We start from the raw sequence: 23,001 nt of genomic DNA, 5'->3' as shown, positions 1-23,001 counted from the left end.
GCCATCACGCCGCGCGGCGCGCCCGGACCATCAGCCACCCACCCACCAGGATCATCGGCAGCGACAGCAACTGCCCCATGGTGGCGCCGGCGAACAGGAAGCCGAGATGCGCATCTGGCTGCCGGAAGAACTCACCCACCAGCCGCGCCAGCCCGTAACCGGCCAGGAAGGCGCCGGTGACGAAGCCCTCCCGCGCCCGCAGCCCCGGGATGCGCACCAGGATGTTGAGCAGGACAAACAGCAGCACGCCCTCCATCGCCGCCTGGTAAAGCTGGCTCGGGTGCCGCGGCTCCGGGCCGCCGGTCGGGAACACCATGGCCCAGGGCACATCGGTGACCCGGCCCCACAACTCGCCGTTCACGAAGTTGGCGATGCGCCCCAGACCAAGGCCGATCGGGACCACCGGCGCGACGCGGTCGCCGAAACGCAGCGCCCGCAGTCCCTGGCGCCGGCAAAACCATAGCGCGGCGACCACCACGCCGAGCATGCCGCCATGGAAGGACATGCCGCCCTGCCAGACATACAGCGCCTCCCACGGCGCCGTGACGTAGTGGTCCGGCCGGTAGAACAGCACGTAACCGAGCCGCCCGCCCAGGATGATGCCGAGCGTCGCCCAGGTGACGAAGTCATCCACCTGTTCCCGGCTGGCCGCCACCGGCGCCAGCGCCACCAGCCGCCGCGCCAGCATCCAGCCCAGGACAATTCCACCGATGTACGCCAGCGCATACCAGCGCAGCGCGAAGGGGCCGATTTCGATCAGCACCGGGTCGATGACGGGGAAGGCGATCACGAACATCTCTGCGGGTTACCGATGCGGGTCAGGGTTCAGCAGGAAATCCCGCACGTAGCGGCCGACGCCATCTTCCAGCGTCGTTGCCGGCCTCGCATAGCCTGCGTCGCGCAGCTTCCGCATCGGGGCCTCGGTGAAGTACTGGTATTTCCCCCGCAGGTCCGGCGGCATGTCGATGAATTCGATGCGGTCGTTCTGGCCCAGTCCGGCGAACATCGCCCGCACCAGGTCGACGAAGCTGCGCGCCTGGCCGGAGCCGATGTTGAACAGCCCGCTGACGCCAGGATTTTCCAGCAACCACAGGATTGCGGCCACGCAATCATCCACATGGACGAAGTCGCGCATCTGCGCGCCATCGGCCACGCCGGGGCGGTCCGACCGGAACAGCCGGGCCGGCTCGCCCCGCGCCACCTCGTGGAATTTATGGAAGACGACGCTGGCCATGCGGCCCTTGTGGGCCTCGTTCGGGCCATAGACGTTGAAGAAGCGCAGCCCGGCCCATTGCGGTGGCGCCGGATGGCCACGGGCCAGCATGTCCGCCACCCGGCGATCGAAGGCCAGCTTGGACCAGCCATACAGGTTCAGCGGCCGCAGCGCCGCCAGTGCCGCCGGCGCCTCGTCATCCTCGAAGCCCAAGGCCCCGTCACCATAGGTCGCCGCCGAGGAGGCGTAGATGAACGGCACGCCGCGCCGGGCGCATTCCCCCCAGAGTTCAAGCGGCAGCGTCAGGTTGGTGGCCGCCACCAAGTCGCCATCCGTGGCGGTGGTTGCGCTGATCGCGCCCATGTGCAGCACCGCCTCGACCCGCGGATTGCCGGCCCAGAAGCCGGGCAATGCCTCCGGCGCCAGGATGCCGGCGATGCCGTGCTTCGCCAGGTTCCGCCATTTCGGCCCGTCCCGCAGCCGGTCCACCACCAGGACCTCGGCCCCGCGGTCACAGAGTGCGGCAACCAGGTTCGACCCGATGAAACCGGCGCCCCCAGTTACGACATACATCGCGCGACATACATCGTCGGTTGATCCCCTCGCGGTGCCCATCCAGCCGCCGGCGGGGTATAGGCCGCGGTCCCGCAGCCGGACAAGGCGCGGGCGGGGTGCGGCCAGGGTTACAGGTCATGTGGCAGGAGGTCTTGATGAGCAGCGAAACCGGCACCGGCGGCAGCAACCCGGGCGGCACCAGCGGGGCCGGCACCAGCGGGTCGGGCATGGGCAGCGGCCCCGGCGGCCGCAAGTCGATCTTCGACGACCTGGCCGGCATGGCCGGCGGCGCCTTCTCCGTCCTGGCCGGCGCGCGCGCCGAGGCCGAGGCGATGGGTCGCGCCCAGGTGGAGGCCATGGTCCAGCGCCTGGACCTGGTGCGGCGCGAGGACCTGGATGCCGCGCTCGAGGTCGCCCGCCGGGCGCGGGAGCAGGCGGAGGCGCTGGAACTCCGCGTCGCCGCACTGGAAGCGAAGCTGGCCGAGCCGAAGGCGGCGCCCGAGGCAGATCCGGGACTTTCGGCCGACGCCGGCTGAAGGCGCTGTTGCCGGTTCGCGCGCCAAGCCGTTGAGCTGCGTTACAGAAGCGATGCTTGCGGGCGCGTTTTGCACCTGCGTAGTCTAGCCCTTGTGGCGATTCGGGTGGCCCCTCCCCAACCCAGGGGGGTTGGCGCCCCCGGACGGGCGAAGGAGGTGCCGCGATGTCCGCATATGTCGGATACGAGGAACGCGACCGGTCCGCGAACCCCCTCGACGTGCTGGAACAGATCGTGACGGCCAATGAATGGGCCTTCGACCGCCGCTCGGACAGCGAGATGGCGGCCGAGGCACCCGGAAAGTGGTGCGACTACGGCCTGTACTTCTCCTGGTCGCACGAGATCAGCGCCATGCACTTCTCCTGCACCTTCGACCTGAAGGTGCCACCCGGCAAGCGCGACCGGCTGTTCGAGCTGCTGGCCCTGGCCAACGAGAAGCTGTGGATCGGCCATTTCGGCCTGGACAGCGACGATGGCGTGCCGGTGTTCCGCCATGCCGTGCTGCTGCGCGGGGCGCCGGGCGCCTCGGCCGAGAGCCTGGAGGACATGGTGGATATCGCCATCACAGAGTGCGAGCGCTTCTTCCCCGCCTTCCAGTTCGTGCTGTGGGGCGGCAAGCCGCCGGCCGAGGCGTTGCAGGCCGCGATGCTGGACTGCGTCGGCGAGGCCTGAGCCGGGGAACCGCTTGCCAAGCAGGGGCCGGGCGGCAAGTCTCGCCGGCATGACCGACACGCTCCCCCCCCTGCTTCTCATCGGCTGCGGCAAGATGGGCGGCGCCATGCTGGCCGGCTGGCGCGAACGTGGCCTCGGCGAGACCCTCGTGGTGGACCCCTTCGCCGCCGCGCCAATTCCGGGTGCCACCCTGCTGCGCGATCCGGCCGAGATCCCCGCCGGCTTCGCGCCCGCCGCCATCATCATCGCGACCAAGCCGCAGGAGGCCCCGGCGAGCCTGCCCGCCTATGCGCGCTTCGCCGGGAGCGGCGTCTTCGTCTCCATCATGGCCGGCAGGACGGTGGCCTTCATGCAGGGCCTGCTCGGCGACGGCAGCGCCGTGGTCCGCGCCATGCCGAACACGCCGGCCGCCGTGCGCCAGGGCTTCACCGTCGCCTTCGCCGGCCCAGGCGTCTCCGCCGCCCAGCGCGACCTGGCGGATACGCTGCTGGCCGCCACCGGGGAGGTCGCCTGGGTGGAGGCGGAAGGGCTGCTGGACCCGGTGACCGCCGTCTCCGGCGGCGGCCCCGCCTATGTCTTCCTGCTGGCCGAATTGCTGGAGGCCGCAGCGGTGGAACAAGGTATCCCGTCGGACCTCGCCCGCCGCATGGCGCGCGCCACCGTCGCCGGCTCCGGCGCCCTGCTGGCCGCGAGCACCGAGGATTCGGCGCAGCTTCGGAAGAACGTCACCAGCCCCAAGGGCACCACCGAACGCGCGCTGGCGGTGCTCATGGACCAGGCAGCCTGGCCCAGCCACATCTCCCGCGCCATCGCCGCCGCCACGGCGCGGTCGCGCGAGTTGGCGGGATGAGCGCCCCATTGGCGACAGGCGGGTCCGACCCCAAGCTTATGGCCATGGACAATACCGATTCCCCGCTGCTCGATGCGCTGTTCAACGTGATCGCGCAGCATGGCTGGCGCGGCGTCACCGTCGGCCGGCTTTCCGCCGCCTCCGGCATTCCGGCCGGGGAGCTGGTTCGCCGCTTCCCTTCGCGCCTCGACCTGTTGCGCCTGCATGCCGACAGCGTCGCCGACCAGGTGGCCGCCGGCACCGTGCCCGGCCAGGGCGGCACGCCACGGGACCGGGTGTTCGACGTGCTGATGCGCGGCATCGATGCGCTGCTGCCGCATCGGGCCGGCATGCTGCGGCTCGCCTCCGACATGTGGCGCGACCCGGTCCTTGCCGGTGCGCTGGCGCCCATCCTCCAGCGCAGCATGGAGCGCATGCTGGATGCGGCGGAGCTCGATTCGACAGGCCTGCAGGGCAAGCTGCGCGCCGCCGGCCTCGTCGGCGTCTGGATCATGACGGTGCGGGCCTGGGAGAAGGACGAGACGGCGGATCTGGGCTCGACCATGGCGGCCCTGGATCGGGCGCTCGACCGGGCGGAACAGACGGCGCGCAGCCTTCGACTGGACCCAGGCGACCGGGCGCCGCCTGTCTCGGTGGACTGACGGCACCCATCACAAAAAAATGGTGCGGTGCAGCATGAAACCTCTTCTGCGGATATCACCACTTCGCTATAGGGTCGCCACGCCGACCCCAAGCAGCTGCCGAAGGAACACCTGAAGATGTCCGACCGTTTTGGCATGAAGCCCGACGAAATGATGCGCATGCTGTCCGAGTTCCGCATGCCCGCGATGCCGGACATGAGCGGCCTCGCCGATGCGCAGCGCCGCAACCTGGAGGCCCTTTCCAACGCCAACCGCGTGGCGCTGGAAGGCGCGCAGGCCGTTGGCCGCCGTCACATGGAGATCCTGCAGGCCTCGATGACGGAGATGAGCGACGCCATCCGCATGATGTCCGGCACGGAAAGCCCGCAGGCCCGCGCCGCCAAGCAGGCGGAGTTGCTGAAGTCCGCCTATGAGCGGGCCGTCGCCAACATGAAGGAGGTCGCCGACCTCATCCAGAACTCCAACTCCGAGGCGCTGTCCGTGCTGAACAAGCGCTTCACGGAAGCCATGGACGAGGTGAAGACCCTGGTCGCCAAGCAGCAGGGCTGAACCGGCCGGCGCGTCCCCGGGCGCGCCACCTAGACCGGCAGGCGGACCCGAGCCCGCAACCCCCCGAGCGGGCTCTCCTCCAGCACGATGTCGCCGCCATGCGCCCGGGCAATGTCCCGGGCGATGGCAAGCCCCAGGCCGGTGCCGCCGGCCGTCAGCGTAGCGAAAGGCCGGAAGGCCTCCTCCCGCTGCGCCTCCGGGATGCCCGGCCCGTCATCATCCACCGTCACCTGCGCCCAGGCTCCCGCGGTCTCGCCCCGCGGAATCTCGGCGACGGCCACGGCGATCCGCCGTGCATGCTTGCGGGCGTTGTCCAGCAGGTTCGCCAGGCAGCGCCGCAGCGCGTCCGGCCGCAGCGGCAGCACCAGTGCTGCCGGCGCCTCCACCGCCACTTCCGCGCCATCCCGCCGCGCCCGCTGCGCCACGTCCCGCACGATGCCGCTGAGGTCGGTCGGCTGGGTCTGCTCCTGCGCCTCGCCCCGGGCGAAGGCGAGATAGGAGGCGACCATGCGCTCCATCTCCTCGACATCCTCGACCAGCGCCGCGATGTCCTCCTCCGCCTCCGGTGCCCGCGGCAACATCGCGAGCGCGAGGCGCATCCGGGTCAGCGGCGTACGCAGGTCGTGGCTGATCCCGGCCAGCATGTCCGTGCGCTGCCCGACGAAGCGGCGGATGCGGTCCTGCATCCGGTTGAAGGCGCTCGCCGCCTGCCGCACCTCCGCGGCGCCTTCCGGCTTCATCAGCCCGATGTCGCGACCCAGGCCAAAGGCCTCCGCCGCGCCCGCCAGGCGGCGGATGGCGCGCACCTGGTTCTTCATGAACAGCGCCGCGACGCCGAACAGCAGCAGGGACGACCCCACAAGCCAGATGAAGAACAGGTACAGCGTGCCTGTGAACAGCCGCTTGCGCGGCGCCTCCACATGCAGCACGCCATCCGGCAGCTGCACGCGGATGATCACGCTGCGGCGGTCGGACTGCCAATCGGCGTCGAAGGGCCGCCGCACCCGTTCACCCATCGCATGCGCCAGGTCGCCCTCCAGCGGCAGCAGGGGCAGGGAGGCGGCGCGGTCGGGCGTCTCGCCCAGGTTGGCGCCGGCTTCGAAGGCCAGGGCGAGGTCCAGCCGCCAGGCGCTTTCGCGGAACAGCCAGGCGCGGTCCGCCGGCTCCGGCAGCCGCTGCATTACCTCGATCACCATGCCGATCTCGCCCGCGACGCCGCCGGCGAGGCGGCGCGAGATCACATCAAGGTGCCCGCCATAGAACAGCTGCAGCGCGATCCCCTGCAGGATCAGCAGCGGCAGCAGGATGATGAGCAGCGACCGGCCGAGCAGCCCGCGTGGGACCAGTCCCCGAAAGTGGTGGGCGACTTGCCCGATCATGCGCGGGAGGTCCCGGGCTGGATCATGGCCCGGGCCTCAGCACATAGCCGCGGTGGCGCACCGTCTGCACGAAGCGCGGCTCCCGCGGGTCGGGCTCCACCTTCCGGCGCAGGCGCGTGACCTGCACGTCGATGGCGCGTTCCCCGGCCTCCGGCGTGCCGAGGGCGACGCCGATATCCTCGCGGCTCAGCACCTCGTTCGGCCGCTGCGCCAGGGCCATCAGCAGGGCCTGTTCGCCGCCGGTCAGTCGCACCACCCCCTCCGGCCCGCGCAGCTCGGCCCGTTGCGGGTCGAACCAGCGGATGCCGAGCTGCACCGGGGCGGTGGAGGCTTCCAGCACCGGCGGCGGCGCGGCGCGGCGCAGGATGGTGCGGATGCGCAGGGCCAGTTCGCGCGGGTCGAAGGGCTTGGCGAGGTAATCGTCCACGCCATGCTCGAAGCCGGTGACGCGGTCATCCGGGGCACCGCGCGCGGTCAGCATCAGGATCGGCACGTCCAGACCCTCCCGCCGAAGGCTCTCGGTCAGCTCCAGGCCGCTCTCGCCCGGCATCATCACGTCCAGCACCATCAGGTCGAAGCTGACGGAGGCCAGCGCGTGCCGGGCCGCGGCCGCATCTGCGGCGGCGGTGATCCGGAAACCCTGCTCGGCCAGGAAGCGCTGCAGAAGCGCGCGCAGCCGGGCGTCGTCATCGACCACCAGCAGGTGCGGCGCATCGGCGCTCAGCGTCATCGCGATGGCTCCGGCGAGCCCGCCTCCAGCCGATCCAGCGCCGCCCGCGCCTCCGGCCCCATCAGCCCGCGCATCACGCGCCGGAACCCCTCGACGGCCTGCGGCCCTGCCTCCCGGTAGGCGCGCATCACGGTGTCGCGCTGGCGTTCAAACAGGCTGCGCTCCAGCGCGGCGCCCTTCTCCGTCAGGCTCAGCAGCCGCTGGCGGCGGTCGTTGCGGCCGGGGCTTTGTGTCACGAAGCCATCCTCGACCAGCGGGGTCAGCACCCGGCCAAGCGATTGCTTCGTGATGCCGAGGATGCCCAGCAGGTCGCCCACCGTGATGCCCGGCCGGCGGCCGACGAAATGCAGCACGCGATGATGCGCCCGCCCCATGTCCAGTCCGGCCAGAATGGCATCGGCGCCGGCGGTGAAGTCGCGGTAGCCGAAGAACAGCAGGTCCTGCGCGAGCCGCAGTTCCTCCTCCCGCAGGAACAGCAGGTTGCGGCCGGCAGCCGGGCTTCCGCGATCCTCCGTCTGCGGGCGCGCCGCCAAGTCAGGCTTCAGGGGCATGCCGGCTCCGTCCTTCGATGAGCCGAGGCAGCTCGCCCATATGGGTCAGGTTCATTGACATTTCTTCCCGGCCATCGCAACCTTCCCCTGTCGCGCGCGGCGTCCCCTGCCGATATAGGGCACCGGCGCGGAAACGAGTAGCGAACCAGTGGCGACCCAGTGTCGGGAGGAAGAACAACATGGCTCTCGTCCCCTTCGATGACCGTGATGGCTGGATCTGGCTGGATGGCGCCTTCGTGCCCTGGCGCGACGCGCAGTTGCATGTGCTGAGCCATGGGCTGCACTACGCGTCCGGCGTATTCGAGGGTGAGCGCGCCTATTCCGGCCACATCTTCAAGCTGCGCGCCCATACCGAGCGCCTGATTGAATCCGGCCGCATCCTGGGCTTCGAAATCCCCTGGACGGCGGAGGAGATCGACGCCGCCTGCCGCGAGACGCTGGCCCGCAACGGCCTGACCGATGCCTATGTCCGCCCGCTCGCCTGGCGCGGCGCCGAGCAGTTGTCCGTCTCCGCGCAGCAGACGAAGATCCACCTGGCAATCGCCACCTGGGCTTGGCCGAACCTGTTCGGCGCGGACCGGATGAAGGGCGTGCGCCTGGCCTGGGCGAAGTGGAAGCGGCCGCATCCCGAGACGGCGCCGACCGCCTCCAAGGCCGCGGGCCTCTACATGATCGGGACGCTGTCGAAGCACCATGCGGAGGCGGAGGGGTTCGACGACGCCCTGATGCTCGACTGGAAGGGCGACATCAGCGAGGCCACAGGCGCCAACGTCTTCCTGGTGATCGATGGCGAATTGCACACGCCGACGCCGGTGAACTTCCTGGACGGCATCACCCGCCGCACTGTGATGGCGCTGGCCCGCACCCGCCAGATCAAGGTGGTGGAGCGCACCATCCCGCAAGCCGACCTCGCCAGGGCGAGCGAGGTTTTCCTCGTCGGCACCGCCGCCGAGGTCACGCCGGTGCGCCAGGTGGCCGACTTGCACTTCACCCCGGCCGCGATCACGGAGACGCTGCTGAAGGATTACGAGGCGCTGGTGCGCATGCCACCCGAGGGTGTCGCGGTACGGGCGGCCTGATGCCACTCTCGCTGCGATCCGCCCGCGCCGCCGATGCCGGCGGCATCTGCGCGCTGCACGCCATGTCCTGCCGCAGCGCCTACGCCGGCATGCTCGACCGCGACTTCCTCGAGAACGACCTGGAGGATGCGCTGGCCGCGCATTGGCAGGATCTGCTGCGCGGCCGCCGGCGCCCTGGCCAGGTGGTGATGGCGGTGACCGGCCACCAGGTGAACGGCTTTGCCGCTGCGATGCTGGAAGGAACGTGCTGTCAGGTGGGCAGCCTGCATGTGCGGCCGGAAATGCGCGGCGGCGGAATCGGCCGCCAATTGCTGGGCACGCTGGCGCACCGGCTGCGCCAGCAGGGGGCGCTCAGTGCGGAGCTTTGGGTCTTCACCGCCAATGAGGGCGCCATCCGCTTCTACCGCCGGCTGGGCGGGCAGCTTGGCCCGCCGGTGATGCGGGAGGCCTTCGGGCAGCCGGTGTCTGAGCGCCGCATGCACTGGCCGGACCTCGCGGCGCTGGTCGGCGCCTGCGCGCGATAAGGCGCTTGCGACCCGGCCCGGTCCTGGCCTAGCCTCCGGCCAGGAACAAAAGGGATACGTGCCATGACCACCGCCGAGGTCGCGAAGGCTTTCGCCGAGCTCTGCAAGTCCGGCGATCACGAGGCCGCCGGCGCGCGGTTCTGGGCTGAGGATGTGGTGAGCCGGGAGGCGATGGAAGGCCCGATGGCGGAGGTGCGTGGCAAGGCGGCGGTCAAGGCGAAGGGCGACTGGTGGTACGACAACCACGAAGTCCATTCGGTCGAGACCGAGGGGCCCTTCATCCACGGCGACCAGTTCGCCCTGCGCTTCGCCATGGACGTGACGGCGAAGCAGACCGGCCAGCGCATCCAGATGGCCGAGATTGGCCTCTACACCGTGGCAAATGGCAAGGTTGTGGAGGAACGCTTCTTCTACTGATGCTTCATTGGGGCCGCACCACTTCGGGCCGCCGCGGGAGCGCCGCCAGGGCAACGGCCAGCGGCAGCAGCCAGACGATGCGCGCCTGGTAGCGATGGTGCGGCTTCGACAGCGCGCCCGCCGCCGCGGCGTTGACCAGCAGCGCGCCCAGGGCGAGCGACAGCAGCGCCAGCCTGGGTCCGTCGCGTGCCTTGGCGGCGCGCCACGCCATCCACGGCGCGGCCAGCAGCGCCACCAGGACAACCGGCACATGTGGCCGTAGCCAGGGCTCGGCCAGCCGCGGCAGTTCGCCCTGCATCTGCGCGCCGGCATCGAAATGCGCGAGTTCCTCCGCCGGGAAGAACTCCGCGATGGCCCGGCGCGCGGACAGCGCCAGGTGGTCCGCCACCAGCGTATCCCCCACCATGAGCTTCGCGGATTGCGCCAGTGCGTTGCCGATGCCGGCAAGGATGACGCGAAGCGGATAGGCGGCGATCGTCTCGCCGATGATCACCCGCGCCTCGGCCGCGCCGCGCATCGCGCCCATCCGACGCAGCGTTCCATTCGCCTCCCGGTTCAGTGGGCTGGTCTCGTCCCAGAGGAACTCATCGCTGTCCATCGGCAGCTGGTCTGTGAAGGCACAGAGATGCCAGCCGGCCTCCGGGCACCGGTCCCGCAGCAGCGCCGCCGCCGGCCCATCCGCCTGCAGGCGCGCGAGCAGGAAGGCCGCCCCGTGCGGGGAGGGGGTGAAGCGATCGAAGGCCTGCAGATTGGCCAGGCACAGCAGCAGCACCGCCAGCGCCACCGGCAGCCCGGCGCGCAGCACCGGTGCCAGGCGCCAGGTCAGCAGCAGAACCAGCCCAAGCAAGGCCAGCGCCACCGGCAGATGCGAGAGATGAGAGGCGACCGCGAGCACTGTCAGCCCGGCGACCCATAGGGCCTGCCCCATGGTCAGCGCGCCGAAGGCGAGCAGGAAGATGCACAGCGGCAGCAGCCCGGTCAGCGCATCCGGCATCAGCGTCGCCAGGAACCAGGGCGCCGAGGTCAGCACCGCGAGGCCGGCGCAGACCACCAGATGCCAGCCGATCCCGGCCCGCCCCCGCACCGCCGCCTGCATCAGCCAGATCAGGTGGGAGGCGATCAGCCCCTGCACCAGCATCGGCGCCCAGAGCGAGCGCTGCCAGTGGAAGGCGTGCAGGAAGGGACCATAGGCCTGGGTCTTGTCCCAGGGCACCTCCGGCACCGTCGTGTGCAGCAGGTAGGAGACGGTGTCGATGAAGACCAGCGGGTAGCCGTTCAGCCAGGCCGGCCAGACCAGCAGCGGCGCGCCCAGGACACTGGCCAGGAAGCCGAGCAGCTTCCGGGCGAAGGGGCGGTACGACTCGGCGGGCATCGGCCACCAACATCCAGGGTTGTGTCGCGTCCGTCACATGACGCCTGCGCGATAGGCTCCGCTTTGCACCGGGCGGGATCGCGGCAGCAATGCCAGCCCGGCGATGACCGGCATCAGCCACAGGATGCGTGCCTCGTAGCGCAGATGCGGCTTGGACAGGCCGCCGGTCGCCAGCGCATTGGCGGAAACGCCGACCAGCACGCCCACCACCAGCCCGATCCGCCGCACATCGCCGCGCAGCCGCCACCATGCGTACAGCGCCAGCACCGCGCCCACCAGCAGCACCGGCGCGTGCGGCCACAGGAATGGCGCGGTAGCGGTCGGCAGCAGGCCACGCGGTTGCAGCGCGCCGTCGTAGGCCGCCAGTTCGCCGGCCGGGAAACCCTCCGCGATGCGAGGGCGGACGGCGGTGGCCAGGTGCGTGTCCACCAGCGTGTCACCCGCCGTCGCCAGCACCACCTGGCGCAGCGCGTTCAGAACCGTCGTCCTGGCCACCTCCAGCGGATAGGCGCGCAGCGTCTCCGCCACGATCACCCGTGCTTCTTCCGACAGCAGCGCGCCGCCGAGGAAGCGGGGGGCACCATCCGGCGCCCGGTTCACCGGACTGTCCGGCTCCCACAGGAAAGCATCGCTGTCCATCGGCAACCGGTCGGCGAAGGCACACAGGTACCAGCCGGCCTCCGGGCAGCGCGCCCGGACCAGCGCCGCCGCCGGCCCATCCGCCTGCAACCGGGCCAGCGCGAAGGTGGCGCCATGCGGCGAGAGCGTCGCCCTGCCATGTCCCCACAGATTGGTACCGAGAAGCAGCAGCACGGCCAGGGCCATCGGCGCCGCCGCCCGCAGCACTGGCCCGATCCGCCGCGCGACCATCACCACGAACACCACCACCGCCAGCGCCAGCGGCAGGTGCGACAGATGCGCGGCGATGCCCACCGCCGCCAACAGCACCAGCCAGGCGGTCTCCATCCGGGACAGCGGCACAAAGCCCAGCAGCAGCAGCGCCAGCAGCACGATCGGCGCGAAGACATCCGGCATCAGCAGGGCGATGGTAAAGGGTGCCGTGGTCAGCAGCGCCGCGCCGGCGCAGGCCAGGAGGTGCGTACCCGGCGTCGCCACGCCGCGCAGGCCGCGCTGCGCCAGCCACAGCAGGTGCGACAGCGCCAGCGCTTGCGCCAGCATTGGCCCCCACAGCGAGACGCGCCAGTGGAATAGATGCAGCAGCGGGCCGTAGATGTGCGGCTTGTCCCAGATCACCAGCGGGCCACTGGGTGCCGGGGCGGTCTGGTGCAGGAAGGCGCCAGTGTCGCTGAACAGCAACGGGTAGCCGTTCAGGAAGGCCGGCCAGGCCAGCAGCAGCGCGCCCGCCAACCCAGCCACCAGCCGGAGGATCAAGCGCCGTCGGCCCAGCGGGACGCCGCCGCATCATCGCTTGCCTTGGCCTCGACCCAGCGGGCGGCGCCATCCGCGAACTCCTCCCGCTTCCAGAATGGCGCGCCGGTCTTCAGCCAGTCGATCAGAAAGGCGCAGGATTCCAGCGCCGCGGCCCGGTGCGGGGACGCGGTCAGCACGAGAACGATGGGATCACCCGGCAGCAACCGCCCGACACGGTGGATGATGGTGCAGCCGGTCAGGCTCCAGCGCGACCAGGCCTGCTCCGCGATCCTGGCCAAAGCACGTTCCGTCATGCCGGGATAATGCTCCAGCACCAGCGCCGAGAGCCCGTCATCCGCCCGGCACAACCCGACGAAGCTGGCCAACCCGCCCACATCGGTGCGGCCGGAGGTCAGCCGCGCGGATTCGGCGGCGAGGTCGAAGGGCGCGTCCTGCACCAGGATGCGGGGCATGGTCAGCCGCCCGTCACCGGCGGGAAGAACGCGACCTCATCGCTCGCCGCCACCTTCTGGTCCGGCGTCGCGAAATCCTGGTTCACCGCGGCGCGGATCTGCTTCGGATCGGCGAAGGCCGCCGCATGGCCAGGCCCGCGCGTGGCGAGCCATGCAATCAATCCGGCGACGTCTCCTACCTCCGCGGGTGGCGAGACGCTTTCCTCGGCCACGCCCACCTTCTGTCGCACCCAGGCGAAATACAGGATCTTCACGGGGCCGAAGCTCCCTCAGTTCGGCACCACGCGCGTGCTGGGCTGCCCGTCCGGGCCGATCCAGGTCTCGACATTGCCATCGCGGATCACGGCGCCGCCGCCACTCGGGCCGGTAAAGCCCTGCACCCGCGGCGTGCCGCCAGTCCCGGTGACGCTCTGGCCGGAAGGCGTGGTCAAGGCCCGGCCCTCGAGCCGCGGCGAGGCGGGTGCCGAGCGCGGCGCCGGGGTCGGTCCCGGCGTGGTCAGAAAGGCGTCCGGCGGCCCGAGATTGCCGGGCGGGGTGGAGGAGCCACGCCGCAGCGGCCGGTCCCCCGGCGTCGCCACGGGCGATGATGCGGCGGGTGCGCCGTCGATCAGCGAAGGACGGTAGGAGGGGATGTTCCGCATCGCCTCGTCCGGGTTGCTGAGATCGCCCCGGGGCGCTTCCTGCGCCGGCCAAACGTCGCCGGTCTCCGGCACCAGCGGTTCCACCGGCGGGTTGGTGCCGCGCACGCGCTGCACCGTCAGGCTGTCCGCATCTACGACGCTCGTCGGACCCATGAAGGGCGACCAGGGGCTGGCGCCGAGCCCGCCGCCGGAACACCCGGCCAGCAGGAGGGCGACGCCCAGCGCCGGCAGGCGCATGCGCACCGGCAGGCGAAGCGGGCTGGGGTTGGGTTGGTCGGCGGCCATGTCGGCTCCCGTCATCGGATGGGTCGGGCAGAAGATGCGACACAGGATGGCATGTCTCAAGGCCGAAGCGGAGTCCGCACCGGTGGGTCCTGCGCCGGCGGCGGAGATGCGGTGCGGCGAACATGACGGAGACCGGCCTGGAGGTAGTCCCACCCCGTCACCAGGGTCAGAATCGCGGCGGCGAGCAGCATCACCTCCCCGATCAAGGAGACCGGCAGGAAGTCCAGGTACAGAATCGTAGCCCCGCTGTCGCCGGCCAGCAGGGTGCCGAGCGCGCCCATCTGGAAGCCCGTCTTCCACTTGGCCAGTTTCGTCACCGGCAGCCCGACCTTCAGCCCTGCCAGGTATTCCCGGAGGCCGGAGACCAGGATCTCCCGCAGCAGGATCACGATGGCGGGATACAGGCCGAAATCGCTCAGCCGGCCGGTGCCGGCCACCAGCATCAGCGCCGCGCCGACCAGCAGCTTGTCCGCGATCGGGTCGAGCATCCGCCCAAAATCGCTGATCTGCTGGCGCGAACGCGCGAGCTTGCCGTCGAAATAATCGGTGATCGCGGCGGCGGAGAACACGGCACAGGCCGCCAGGTCGCTCCAGGGCTCGCGCAGCGAGGCCAGGACCACCAGCAGCGGGATCGCGGCGATGCGCGAAAGCGTCAGGATATTGGGCAGGTCTGTCGGCACAATGGCATCCGGTGGTTCATCGGGCTCAGCCCTCCCCCACTCTACCCGTCCCGGCGCCAGGGTGGAAATGCCCATGGATGCGGCGCGCCACGGTGGGGCCGATGCCGGGCGCGTTTTCCAGGTCCGTGAGCGCCGCGTTGCGCACGCCGCGGGCCGAGCCGAAGTGATTGAGAAGCTTTCGTTTCAACGCGGCGCCCACACCCGGCACCTCGTCCAGCTCCGACCGCACCATCGACTTGGACCGGCCGGTGCGATGGGTGGCGATGGCGAAGCGGTGCGCCTCGTCCCGCAGCCGCTGCAGATAATACAGCACGGCATCGCGGGGTGGCAGCTGGATCGGGTCGCGGCCGAACTGGTGGAACCACTCGCGCCCGGCATCGCGGTCCGGCCCCTTGGACATGGCGACCAGCGGAATGTCGTCCACCCCGAGCTCGGCCAGGATTTCCCGCGCTGCGGTGAGCTGGCCCTGGCCGCCATCGATCAGCACCAGGTCGGGCCAGGACTCGCCCTCCCGGCCCGGATCCTCCTTCAGGGCGCGGCCGAAGCGGCGCTCGAACACTTCGCGCATCATGGCGAAATCGTCTCCGCCACGGGGTGCGGCGCCGCCCGGGGCGGCCTTGATGCCGTATTTCCGGTAGGCGTTCTTCAGGAAGCCGGCAGGACCGGCGGCAATCATCACGCCATACGCGTTGGTGCCCATGATGTGGCTGTTGTCATAGACCTCCACCCGCTCCGGCGCCGATGGCAGGTCGAAGATGCGGGCGACGCCGGCCAGCAGTTCCGTCTGCGCCGCGCCCTCCGCCATACGGCGCTCGATCGCCTCCCGCGCATTGGTGGTCGCATGTTCCACGGCGCCGCGCTTCTCGCCCCGCTGTGGGCGGTGGATTTCCACGCGCCGCCCGGCCTTGAGGCTCAAGGCTTCGGCCAACAGCGACGAGTCCTGCGGGTCGTGGCTCACCAGCACCAGAGGCGGTGGCGGCAGGTCGTCGTAGAGCTGGCCGAGGAAGGCGCCCAGCACTTCCTCCGGCGACTGTTCCGACTTCGCGTGGGTGAGGAAGAACGGCCGGTTGCCGTTGTTGCGGCCGCCGCGGAAGAAGAAGACCTGGACGCAGGACTGGCCCGCCATCTGGTGCAGCGCCACCACGTCGGCGTCGTTCACGCCCTCCAGGTTGATGCGGTCGCTGCCCTGAACATGGGTCAGGCCGCGGATGCGGTCCCGAAGGCTGGCCGCGCGCTCAAACTCCAGGCGGGCCGAGGCCTCCTCCATCTCCGCCGCCAGCTTCTTCTGGAGCGAGGGGATGCCACCGCCGAGAAAATCCTTCGCCTCCCGCACGAGCGCGGAATAATCGTCCTTCGAGATCCGCTCGACGCAGGGCGCGGAGCAGCGCTTGATCTGGTGCAGCAGGCAGGGACGGGTGCGGGTGTCGAACACCGTGTCCCGGCAGGTGCGCAGCAGGAACACCCGCTGCAACGCCGTCAGCGTCTGGTTCACCGCCCAGGCGGAGGCGAAGGGGCCCCAGTAGCTGGCGCCCTTGCGGCGCTCCCCGCGATGCTTGGTGATCTGCGGCCAGGGGTGGTCCTCGGTCAGCACCAGCCAGGGATAGGACTTGTCGTCGCGCAGGACGATGTTGAACCGCGGCCGCAGCTTCTTGATCAGGTTGGCTTCCAGCAGCAGCGCCTCGGCCTCGCTGCCGGTGGTCACGACCTCCAGGCTACGGGTCTCGAACACCATGCGGCGCAGGCGTTCCGGCAGGCGAGCCAGCTGGGTGTAGGCGTGTACGCGCTTCTTCAGGCTGCGCGCCTTGCCGACATACAGCGCGTCCCCCTTCGCATCGAGCATTCGGTAGACGCCCGGTGCCAGCGGCAGGGTCGCCAGCGCCGTCTCGATCACGGCAAGGCCGCTCGGGCCGACGGCTCCGGCTGTGCCGCCAGGGAACGGGGGTTCGGGCGTATCAGCGGTCATCGCGTGCTACCTGGACGAATTGGGAGGCTCCCTTGAGCAAATCCAGGGCCCTGCGGTTTTTCCACCGAAGCTGGGGATAAGTCTGTGGGGCAACTGTGGTGGAAGCGCCGGAAATGGCCGTCATCCGCCAGTCACACATCATTGCGCGATTTCTAGGCAGTTTCGGCAAGCATCTGATTTTGTTGTGAATTGTGTTTTTGACCCCTGCTTCGTTGGCGTCAAGTGTAACTTCTAGGTTGACAAGCGATCTTCTGCCGCCTTCCGCGCAACCCGGTGGAAAACTGCCGATCGCGTGAGCCGGAATGCACATCGTTTCAGCCGGATGCGCGCGTCCGCTCCACCACCACGCCGACCGTCGCAACGTCCGGGAAGGCATCCGGCTTTTCGACAGTGACCCGCGCCCGTTCCACCCGCGCATCGGCCAGGGCGGCGAGCGCCACCTTCTCCGCCAGGGTTTCCACAAGCAGCACATGGCCTTCGGCGACGGTGGCGCGGGCGATGTCCACCAGGCGTTCATAATCCACCACCCGGCGAAAATCATCCGGCCCGACCGATGCCGGCGCCGCTTCATCCCGCACCACCAGCTCGACGCTCAGCACCACGCGCTGCGGGCCGGCCTTCTCATGCGCGTGTATGCCGAGCCGGGCCATGAGTTCCAACCCGCGCAGGAACACCACCCGATAGCCACGCTCGGCATCCGGTGCGTAGAGGGGGGCATGGATCATTCGGCGACCTCCGCGGCCCCGGCCGCCGGTGCCCATTGCAGATGCTGCCCGCCATCGAGGGCGATCATCTGCCCGGTCATGGCCGGCAGGGACAGGATGGCGAGCAGCGCCCGCGCCACTTCGTCCGGCCCGGTCCCGTGTCGCAGCGGAACGGAAGCGCACTGCCGGTCGAACTGTTCCCGGCTCTGGCGGGGGGAGGGCAGGGCAGGGCCCGGGCCGATGCCGTTCACACGGATGCGCGGCGCCAGCGCCAGCGCCAGGGTCTGCGTCAGCGTCCACAGTGCCGCCTTGGAGACGGTGTAGGATATGAAATGCGGCGTCAGCGACCAGACCCGCTGGTCCAGCAGGTTGACGATGACACCCTCCGCCCCCGCCGGCAGCCCGCCGGCCATGGCCTGCGCCAGCACGAAGGGCGCGCGGAGGTTCGCCTCCATGTGCCGATCCCAGCTTGCCCGGCTGGCATCGTCCCATTCGTCACGCTCGAAGGCGGAGGCGTTGTTCACCAGCACGCCGATGGGGCCAAGCGAGTCGCTCGCCAGGCCGACCAGCGGCGCCACCTGCGCCTCCTGCGCCAGGTCGGCCTGCAGGGCGATGGAGCGGCGGCCTGTCGCTTCGATCGCTGCGACCGTCGCGGCGGCCTCGGCGGTGCTGGTGCCGTAGTGGATCGCGACGTCGAAGCCGGCCTCGGCCAGGGCCAGTGCCATGGCCCGGCCCAGCCGCTTACCGCCGCCGGTGACCAGGGCGGTGCGGGGGATGCTGGTGGGGATGTTCATGCGCGGCGGGCCATAGCCTGCACATGGCGCCTGCGCCAAGGGTTGACCATCACCGCCAGTGCGCCTTCCCTGGGTTGAACGGCTGGGATGATGGACATGCGCGCGGCTTTGGGGGTGCTGGCGTTGCTGGCGGCCGGGCCTGCAATGGGCCAGGGCCTGGGCCAGGCTGTCCCTGGCCTCGGCCGCAGCCTGCCCTCGATCCCCGGCCTCACGGCGCAACCCGAGACGCCGCAGCAGAAACGCGAGTTCTGCCAGCGCGTGGCCAGCGCAGCCGGGCGCTGTGCGATGTCGGGCGGCATGGCTGCGGCGGCACTGACAAGCTGCCTCGTGCAATCGCTGCCGGCGCAGGATTCCCTGCGGGTCGCCCAGGCGGCACAGTCGGCACGCGGCAACGCTGCCGCGCTGCTGTCGGAATGCGGCATCGGCCTGACGCGGTGATGCCTCAGCGCCGGCGCCCGCGCCCCTTCGGCTTGTTCGGATCGTAGCCGCCGCCGCCCGGCCCCAGCGGCTTCGGCTTCCAGTCCTGCTTCGCCCGGCCCTGGATGGGGGCGCTGTCGCGGAGCGAACGTCCGGCCAGGTTCGGCTCCAGCCCCAGCTCCAGCGCCTCCAGCCGCTTGATCTCGTCGCGCAGCCGCCCGGCCTCCTCGAATTCCAGGTCAGCGGCGGCGGCGCGCATGCGCTTCTCCAGTTCGGCGATGCTGGCGCCGAGATCCTTGCCGATGAACTGTGCGGTGCTGTCGCCCTCGACCGCATCCACCGTCACGTAATCCTGCTCGTAGACGGATTGCAGTACGTCGGAGATGTCGCGGCGGATGCTGGTAGGCGTGATGCCGTGCGCAGCGTTCCAGTCCTGCTGCCGCTGCCGGCGCCGCGCCGTCTCGCCAAGAGCCTTCTTCAGGCTCTCGGTCATCACATCGGCATACAGCACCACGCGGCCTTCCACGTTGCGCGCGGCGCGGCCGATGGTCTGGATCAACGCGGTGGTGGAGCGCAGGAAGCCTTCCTTGTCGGCGTCCAGGATCGCCACCAGCGAGCATTCGGGAATATCCAGCCCCTCGCGCAGCAGGTTGATGCCGATCAGCACGTCGAAGACGCCGCGGCGCAGGTCGCGGATGATCTCGATGCGCTCGAGTGTATCCACGTCCGAATGCAGGTAGCGGCAGCGGATGCCGGTTTCCGTCATGTATTCGGTGAGGTCTTCCGCCATGCGCTTGGTCAGCGTGGTGACCAGCACGCGGCCGCCTTCCCCCGCCACCTTGCGGCATTCCGCCAGCAGGTCGTCCACCTGGCCTTCGACGGGCCGGATCTCCGTGACCGGATCGACCAGCCCGGTCGGCCGGATCACCTGTTCGGCGAATGTGCCGCCGGTGCGCTCCATCTCCCAGGGCCCGGGCGTCGCGCTCACGAACAGGGTGGTCGGGCGGTATGCGTCCCACTCCTCGAACTTCAGCGGGCGGTTGTCCTTGCAGGAGGGCAGGCGGAAGCCAAATTCATCCAGCACCGACTTGCGCGCGAAGTCGCCCCGGTACATGCCGCCGATCTGCGGCACCGTGACGTGGCTTTCGTCCACGATCAGCAGCGCGTTCTCCGGCAGGTATTCGAACAGGGTGGGCGGCGGCTCGCCCGGCTTACGGCCGGTGAGATACCGGGAGTAGTTCTCAATGCCCTTGCAGACGCCGGTGGTCTCCAGCATCTCGATATCGAAGGTGGTGCGCTGGTCCAGGCGCTGGGCTTCCAGCAGCCGGCCTTGCGCCGTCAGCTCCGCCAGCCGTTCCTTCAGCTCCGCCTTGATCGACAGGATGGCCTGCTGCATCGTCGGCCGCGGCGTGACGTAGTGGCTGTTGGCGTAGATCGAGACCCGGTCCAGATCGCCCGTCAGCTCCCCGGTCAGCGGGTCGAATTCCCGCAGTCCGTCGATCTCGTCGCCGAACAGGTTCACGCGCCAGGCGCGGTCCTCCAACTGCGACGGCCAGATATCCACGGTCTCCCCGCGGATGCGGAAGGTGCCGCGCTGGAAGGCAGTGTCGTTGCGGCGGTACTGCTGCTCGACCAGCCCCTTGATCAGCACGTCGCGGTCGATCTTCCCCCCACGCTCCAGCTTCACCACCATGCGCGAGTAGGTTTCGACCGAGCCGATGCCGTAGATGCAGGACACCGACGCGACGATCACCACGTCCGACCGTTCCAGCAGCGACTGCGTGGCGGAATGCCGCATCCGGTCGATCTGTTCGTTGATCTGCGCGTCCTTCTCGATATACGTGTCGGTGCGCGGGACGTAGGCTTCCGGCTGGTAGTAGTCGTAGTAGCTGACGAAGTACTCCACCGCGTTGTCGGGAAAGAAGGATTTCATCTCCCCGTAAAGCTGCGCCGCCAGCGTCTTGTTCGGTGCCAGGATCAGCGTCGGCCGCTGCACCGCCTCGATCACCTTGGCCATGGTGAAGGTCTTGCCGGACCCGGTGACGCCGAGCAGCACCTGGTCGCGTTCCTGCTTCGCCAGCCCCTCCAGCAGCGTCGCGATTGCCTTCGGCTGGTCGCCGTTCGGCTCGTAGGGGGAGACCACACGCAGCGGCGGCCCGCCTTCCGGCGGCGGGCGCTTCTGCGGGTAGAACTGCACGACGGGGGTGACGATGTTCATGGCCCCGGCAATGTGGGCACTCCCGCGCCGTCGCGGTAGCCTTCTTCTGTAGCGGAGTGACGCCATGGGCATCGAGATCGAGCGGAAGTTCCTGGTCGCCGGCGATGGCTGGCGGCAGGCCGCCAGTGGCCCCGGCATGCCAATCCGCCAGGGGTACCTCTCGACCAACGCCACCGCCGTGGTGCGCGTGCGCCGTGCCGGGCCGTGCGCCTTCCTGACGATCAAGGGACCGGGTGGCCTGGTCCGGGCGGAATTCGAATATGAGATCCCGCCGCAGGACGCGGAGGACATGCTGACCCTTTGCGCGGAGGTGCCTTTGGCGAAAACCCGCTGGCCGGTGCCGCATGAAGGCCATCTCTGGACCGTGGATGTCTTCGAAGCACCCGCCCGGCTTGCCGGGCTGGTCCTGGCGGAGGTCGAACTGCCGCATGCCGAGGCGGTGCCGGCCCTGCCGGATTGGCTGGGCCGGGAAGTTACCGGCGATCCGCGCTACGCGAATGCGGCGCTGGCCAAGGCCAATCCCTGAGCGGCGGTCCAGCTTCGCGCTGAGGCATGGATGCGGCCGAAACTGAGGCGTGACATGAAGGCGGACCAAGGCGGACTCCCCGGCGCGCGGCAGGCGCTCGCCATGCTGTAGCCGAACATCCTCGCGCCGCTGTGCGCCACCGTGTCGGTCCCGTGACGAACAGAATCGGTGCTTCGGCGTTCTGGGTTCGCAGGGGTGCTGCGCACCCGAACGGACAACGGAGGAACACCATCATGCGATCTCGGCACATGGCGCTGGCTGGCGCTGTTGCGGCGACACTGGGACTTTCCGGTGCAGGGCTGGCGCAGAGCGTCTCCCCCGGCTCCAACGCGCCCAATCTGGATGCCACCGGCCGCCCGGTGACGGAAGCGCCGGCGCGCGGTGGCGCGCAGGCCGTCAACCCGAGCCCGATGACCCCGGGCAGCCGCGCCAACGAGGCACCCGGCATGGGCGCCGGCACAGCCGGGCAGCAGGCGCAGTCGCGCGAAAACCCGACGCCGATGGCGCCTGGCAGCCGCGCCGGAGAAGCGCCCGGCATGGGCGGTGCCGCATCCCAGCGCGGGCCGGCGCAGGCGCAGGGCACCGGTGCACCTGATACGCAGGTGAGCCCCGGCACCGCGCCGGCCACCGCGCCGCCCGGCCAGGCGGCGGGCCCGCTGCCCGGCTCGACTCGGCCGCCCGGCGCCACGCAGTCGGCGGATCCGGGCGCCGCGCGCCCTGGCACGACCGCGGAGCGCCCGATGCCAAACGGCACGGCTACGACAACCCCGCGCGGCGATGCCGCGACAACCCCGCGCGGCGACGCCGCGACAGGCGCCCTCACTCCGGCCGCACCGGCCGAAAGCGGCGGTGCCCGCAGGACGCCGACCGCGGGGGCGCCACTGGAGGGCGCCAATTCGTTCACCGAGGGCCAGGCCCGTTCGCGCATCTCGGATGCAGGCTTCGCCGATGTCCAGGATCTGCGCCTCGACGATCGTGGCGTCTGGCGTGGCCGCGGCATGCGCAACGGCCAGCAGGTCGGCGTCGCCATGGACTACCAGGGCAACGTCGTCGCCGACCAGTAAGCCTCACAGCAACAGGAACATCTCCATGACCCATCGCACAATCGCCCGGCTCTTCGAGAACTCCGCGACGGCCCACGCCGCCGTCCGCAGCCTGGAGGGCGCCGGCTTCCGGCACGACGACATCACCTACATGGGCAGCGCCACGGAAGGCGAGGCCGGCCACACCGGGACCCATGGCACCACCCACACCGAGACCGGCGCCGCCACCGGCGCGTCGCTCGGCACCGTGGTCGGTGGCGGCGCCGGCCTTCTCGCTGGCATCGGCGCGCTGGCCATTCCAGGCGTCGGCCCGCTGGTCGCGGCTGGCTGGCTGATCGCGACGCTCACAGGTGCCGGAGTCGGCGCCGCGGCCGGCGGGCTGCTCGGCGCGCTGACCTCGGCCGGCGTCAGCGAGGAGCACGCCGAAACTTACTCCGAGGGCGTACGCCGGGGCGGCCACCTCGTCGCGGTCCGGACCGACGACGCTCGCGCGGCGGAGGCCGAGCGCATTCTGGAAAGCCATGGCCCGATCAACATGGACGAGCGCCAGCAGGAATGGCGCAGCGGCGGCTGGCAGCCGGCGCACGAGCCCATGCGGAACCCGGACCCGGTCAATCGTGGCATCGGCACCACCCACACCGGCGTGCCCGGCGCGGGCGCGGCGGGGGCTGGCATGCCGATCTCCAGCCCGCCGCTTGCGGGGACTCCCGCGGCCACGACGCCGGTCGCGGGCGCCAACGACCCGACGCGTCGCCGGCCCGGCGACGTCGCCTGAGGCGCGCCGATCCCATGCTGCACGCCCCCGGACCGGTCGGTCCG

At 70.3% G+C, this 23,001-nt stretch carries 27 protein-coding genes; 12 read left to right on the top strand and 15 right to left on the bottom strand.

The features are described 5' to 3' along the window. Nucleotides 1–4 precede the first annotated feature (4 nt). Nucleotides 5–796, bottom strand: a complete 792-nt coding sequence (gene lgt, locus ACLF3G_RS09645) for a prolipoprotein diacylglyceryl transferase (protein ID WP_430669140.1) — start codon at nucleotides 794–796, stop codon at nucleotides 5–7. A 9-nt stretch (nucleotides 797–805) separates the two neighbouring features. After that, entirely contained in the window at nucleotides 806–1,786 is a 981-nt protein-coding gene (gene rfaD, locus ACLF3G_RS09640; protein ID WP_430669139.1) for an ADP-glyceromanno-heptose 6-epimerase, read from the bottom strand. Nucleotides 1,787–1,923: 137 nt separating this feature from the next. Between rfaD and ACLF3G_RS09635 the strand changes: the two genes are divergently transcribed. The 5 genes from ACLF3G_RS09635 (at nucleotide 1,924) to ACLF3G_RS09615 (ending at nucleotide 5,015) form a co-directional block, all read left to right on the top strand. Continuing rightward, nucleotides 1,924–2,304, top strand: a complete 381-nt coding sequence (locus ACLF3G_RS09635; RefSeq protein WP_430669138.1) for an accessory factor UbiK family protein — start codon at nucleotides 1,924–1,926, stop codon at nucleotides 2,302–2,304. 164 nt (nucleotides 2,305–2,468) lie between these two features. Further along, nucleotides 2,469–2,975 (top strand): YbjN domain-containing protein, encoded by a 507-nt coding sequence (locus ACLF3G_RS09630; RefSeq protein ID WP_430669137.1) that lies wholly within the window; start codon nucleotides 2,469–2,471, stop codon nucleotides 2,973–2,975. 49 nt (nucleotides 2,976–3,024) lie between these two features. After that, nucleotides 3,025–3,825: a pyrroline-5-carboxylate reductase gene (gene proC / locus ACLF3G_RS09625; RefSeq protein WP_430669136.1), complete on the top strand. Its 801-nt coding sequence runs from the start codon at nucleotides 3,025–3,027 to the stop codon at nucleotides 3,823–3,825. Between the two features lie 44 nt (nucleotides 3,826–3,869). Continuing rightward, nucleotides 3,870–4,466, top strand: coding sequence for a TetR family transcriptional regulator (locus ACLF3G_RS09620; RefSeq protein WP_430669135.1), 597 nt, complete (start codon nucleotides 3,870–3,872; stop codon nucleotides 4,464–4,466). 117 nt (nucleotides 4,467–4,583) lie between these two features. Next, on the top strand, nucleotides 4,584–5,015 hold the full coding sequence (locus tag ACLF3G_RS09615; RefSeq protein ID WP_430669134.1) for a phasin family protein: 432 nt from the start codon (nucleotides 4,584–4,586) through the stop codon (nucleotides 5,013–5,015). A 29-nt stretch (nucleotides 5,016–5,044) separates the two neighbouring features. On the opposite strand, the gene ACLF3G_RS09610 is transcribed toward ACLF3G_RS09615, so the two are convergent. The 3 genes from ACLF3G_RS09610 to ACLF3G_RS09600 are packed head-to-tail and all read right to left on the bottom strand — an operon-like array spanning nucleotide 5,045 to nucleotide 7,675. Next, nucleotides 5,045–6,394: an ATP-binding protein gene (locus ACLF3G_RS09610; RefSeq protein ID WP_430669133.1), complete on the bottom strand. Its 1,350-nt coding sequence runs from the start codon at nucleotides 6,392–6,394 to the stop codon at nucleotides 5,045–5,047. 22 nt (nucleotides 6,395–6,416) lie between these two features. After that, entirely contained in the window at nucleotides 6,417–7,124 is a 708-nt protein-coding gene (locus tag ACLF3G_RS09605) for a response regulator (protein WP_430669132.1), read from the bottom strand. Continuing rightward, entirely contained in the window at nucleotides 7,121–7,675 is a 555-nt protein-coding gene (locus tag ACLF3G_RS09600) for a MarR family winged helix-turn-helix transcriptional regulator (RefSeq protein WP_430669131.1), read from the bottom strand. The genes ACLF3G_RS09605 and ACLF3G_RS09600 overlap by 4 nt, the downstream gene beginning before the upstream one ends. A gap of 179 nt (nucleotides 7,676–7,854) precedes the next feature. Here ACLF3G_RS09600 and ACLF3G_RS09595 point away from each other — a divergent pair, with 179 nt between their 5' ends. From ACLF3G_RS09595 to ACLF3G_RS09585, 3 genes are all read left to right on the top strand, one after another. Further along, nucleotides 7,855–8,754, top strand: coding sequence for a branched-chain amino acid aminotransferase (locus ACLF3G_RS09595; protein WP_430669130.1), 900 nt, complete (start codon nucleotides 7,855–7,857; stop codon nucleotides 8,752–8,754). Continuing rightward, nucleotides 8,754–9,278, top strand: coding sequence for an N-acetyltransferase family protein (locus ACLF3G_RS09590; protein WP_430669129.1), 525 nt, complete (start codon nucleotides 8,754–8,756; stop codon nucleotides 9,276–9,278). The genes ACLF3G_RS09595 and ACLF3G_RS09590 overlap by 1 nt, the downstream gene beginning before the upstream one ends. Before the next feature lie 63 nt (nucleotides 9,279–9,341). Next, nucleotides 9,342–9,695, top strand: a complete 354-nt coding sequence (locus ACLF3G_RS09585; RefSeq protein WP_430669128.1) for a SnoaL-like domain-containing protein — start codon at nucleotides 9,342–9,344, stop codon at nucleotides 9,693–9,695. Between the two features lie 4 nt (nucleotides 9,696–9,699). On the opposite strand, the gene ACLF3G_RS09580 is transcribed toward ACLF3G_RS09585, so the two are convergent. The 9 genes from ACLF3G_RS09580 to ACLF3G_RS09540 form a co-directional block, all read right to left on the bottom strand. Next, nucleotides 9,700–11,067 (bottom strand): hypothetical protein, encoded by a 1,368-nt coding sequence (locus ACLF3G_RS09580; protein WP_430669127.1) that lies wholly within the window; start codon nucleotides 11,065–11,067, stop codon nucleotides 9,700–9,702. Nucleotides 11,068–11,100: 33 nt separating this feature from the next. Next, nucleotides 11,101–12,459 (bottom strand): hypothetical protein, encoded by a 1,359-nt coding sequence (locus ACLF3G_RS09575; protein ID WP_430669126.1) that lies wholly within the window; start codon nucleotides 12,457–12,459, stop codon nucleotides 11,101–11,103. Then, nucleotides 12,456–12,911 carry a molybdenum cofactor biosynthesis protein MoaE gene (locus ACLF3G_RS09570; protein ID WP_430669125.1) on the bottom strand — a complete coding sequence of 152 codons (456 nt, stop codon included), beginning with the start codon at nucleotides 12,909–12,911 and terminating at the stop codon, nucleotides 12,456–12,458. The genes ACLF3G_RS09575 and ACLF3G_RS09570 overlap by 4 nt, the downstream gene beginning before the upstream one ends. Nucleotides 12,912–12,913: 2 nt before the next feature. Next, nucleotides 12,914–13,165 carry a molybdopterin converting factor subunit 1 gene (gene moaD / locus ACLF3G_RS09565; RefSeq protein WP_430669124.1) on the bottom strand — a complete coding sequence of 84 codons (252 nt, stop codon included), beginning with the start codon at nucleotides 13,163–13,165 and terminating at the stop codon, nucleotides 12,914–12,916. Between the two features lie 15 nt (nucleotides 13,166–13,180). Continuing rightward, nucleotides 13,181–13,837, bottom strand: a complete 657-nt coding sequence (locus ACLF3G_RS09560; RefSeq protein WP_430669123.1) for a hypothetical protein — start codon at nucleotides 13,835–13,837, stop codon at nucleotides 13,181–13,183. A gap of 56 nt (nucleotides 13,838–13,893) precedes the next feature. Beyond that, entirely contained in the window at nucleotides 13,894–14,517 is a 624-nt protein-coding gene (pgsA, locus tag ACLF3G_RS09555; protein ID WP_430669122.1) for a CDP-diacylglycerol--glycerol-3-phosphate 3-phosphatidyltransferase, read from the bottom strand. 25 nt (nucleotides 14,518–14,542) lie between these two features. Continuing rightward, nucleotides 14,543–16,480: an excinuclease ABC subunit UvrC gene (gene uvrC, locus ACLF3G_RS09550; RefSeq protein ID WP_430669121.1), complete on the bottom strand. Its 1,938-nt coding sequence runs from the start codon at nucleotides 16,478–16,480 to the stop codon at nucleotides 14,543–14,545. Between the two features lie 314 nt (nucleotides 16,481–16,794). Then, a complete protein-coding gene (gene folB / locus ACLF3G_RS09545) occupies nucleotides 16,795–17,205 on the bottom strand; it encodes a dihydroneopterin aldolase (protein WP_430669120.1) in 411 nt (136 codons plus the stop codon). Further along, entirely contained in the window at nucleotides 17,202–17,978 is a 777-nt protein-coding gene (locus tag ACLF3G_RS09540) for an SDR family oxidoreductase (protein WP_430669119.1), read from the bottom strand. Before ACLF3G_RS09540 ends, folB begins: the two co-directional genes overlap by 4 nt. Before the next feature lie 96 nt (nucleotides 17,979–18,074). Here ACLF3G_RS09540 and ACLF3G_RS09535 point away from each other — a divergent pair, with 96 nt between their 5' ends. After that, nucleotides 18,075–18,416, top strand: coding sequence for a hypothetical protein (locus ACLF3G_RS09535; RefSeq protein ID WP_430669118.1), 342 nt, complete (start codon nucleotides 18,075–18,077; stop codon nucleotides 18,414–18,416). Nucleotides 18,417–18,420: 4 nt separating this feature from the next. Here ACLF3G_RS09535 and uvrB read toward each other — a convergent pair whose 3' ends face one another. Then, the gene (uvrB, locus tag ACLF3G_RS09530; RefSeq protein ID WP_430669117.1) at nucleotides 18,421–20,613 is read right to left on the bottom strand and encodes an excinuclease ABC subunit UvrB; all 2,193 of its coding nucleotides are present in this window, start codon (nucleotides 20,611–20,613) and stop codon (nucleotides 18,421–18,423) included. Between the two features lie 64 nt (nucleotides 20,614–20,677). Between uvrB and ACLF3G_RS09525 the strand changes: the two genes are divergently transcribed. The 3 genes from ACLF3G_RS09525 (at nucleotide 20,678) to ACLF3G_RS09515 (ending at nucleotide 22,957) form a co-directional block, all read left to right on the top strand. Then, nucleotides 20,678–21,139 carry a CYTH domain-containing protein gene (locus ACLF3G_RS09525; protein ID WP_430669116.1) on the top strand — a complete coding sequence of 154 codons (462 nt, stop codon included), beginning with the start codon at nucleotides 20,678–20,680 and terminating at the stop codon, nucleotides 21,137–21,139. 233 nt (nucleotides 21,140–21,372) lie between these two features. Beyond that, nucleotides 21,373–22,203, top strand: coding sequence for a hypothetical protein (locus tag ACLF3G_RS09520; RefSeq protein WP_430669115.1), 831 nt, complete (start codon nucleotides 21,373–21,375; stop codon nucleotides 22,201–22,203). A 25-nt stretch (nucleotides 22,204–22,228) separates the two neighbouring features. Continuing rightward, complete coding sequence (locus ACLF3G_RS09515; protein ID WP_430669114.1) at nucleotides 22,229–22,957, top strand: hypothetical protein; 729 nt, start codon at nucleotides 22,229–22,231, stop codon at nucleotides 22,955–22,957. Nucleotides 22,958–23,001 lie beyond the last annotated feature (44 nt).

The sequence above is a fragment of the Falsiroseomonas sp. HC035 genome (genome assembly GCF_050563525.1).
Classification (GTDB): Bacteria; Pseudomonadota; Alphaproteobacteria; order Acetobacterales; family Acetobacteraceae; genus Falsiroseomonas.
Note: the sequence above shows the minus strand (reverse complement) of the source record. Positions and strands in the feature narration are given on the sequence as shown.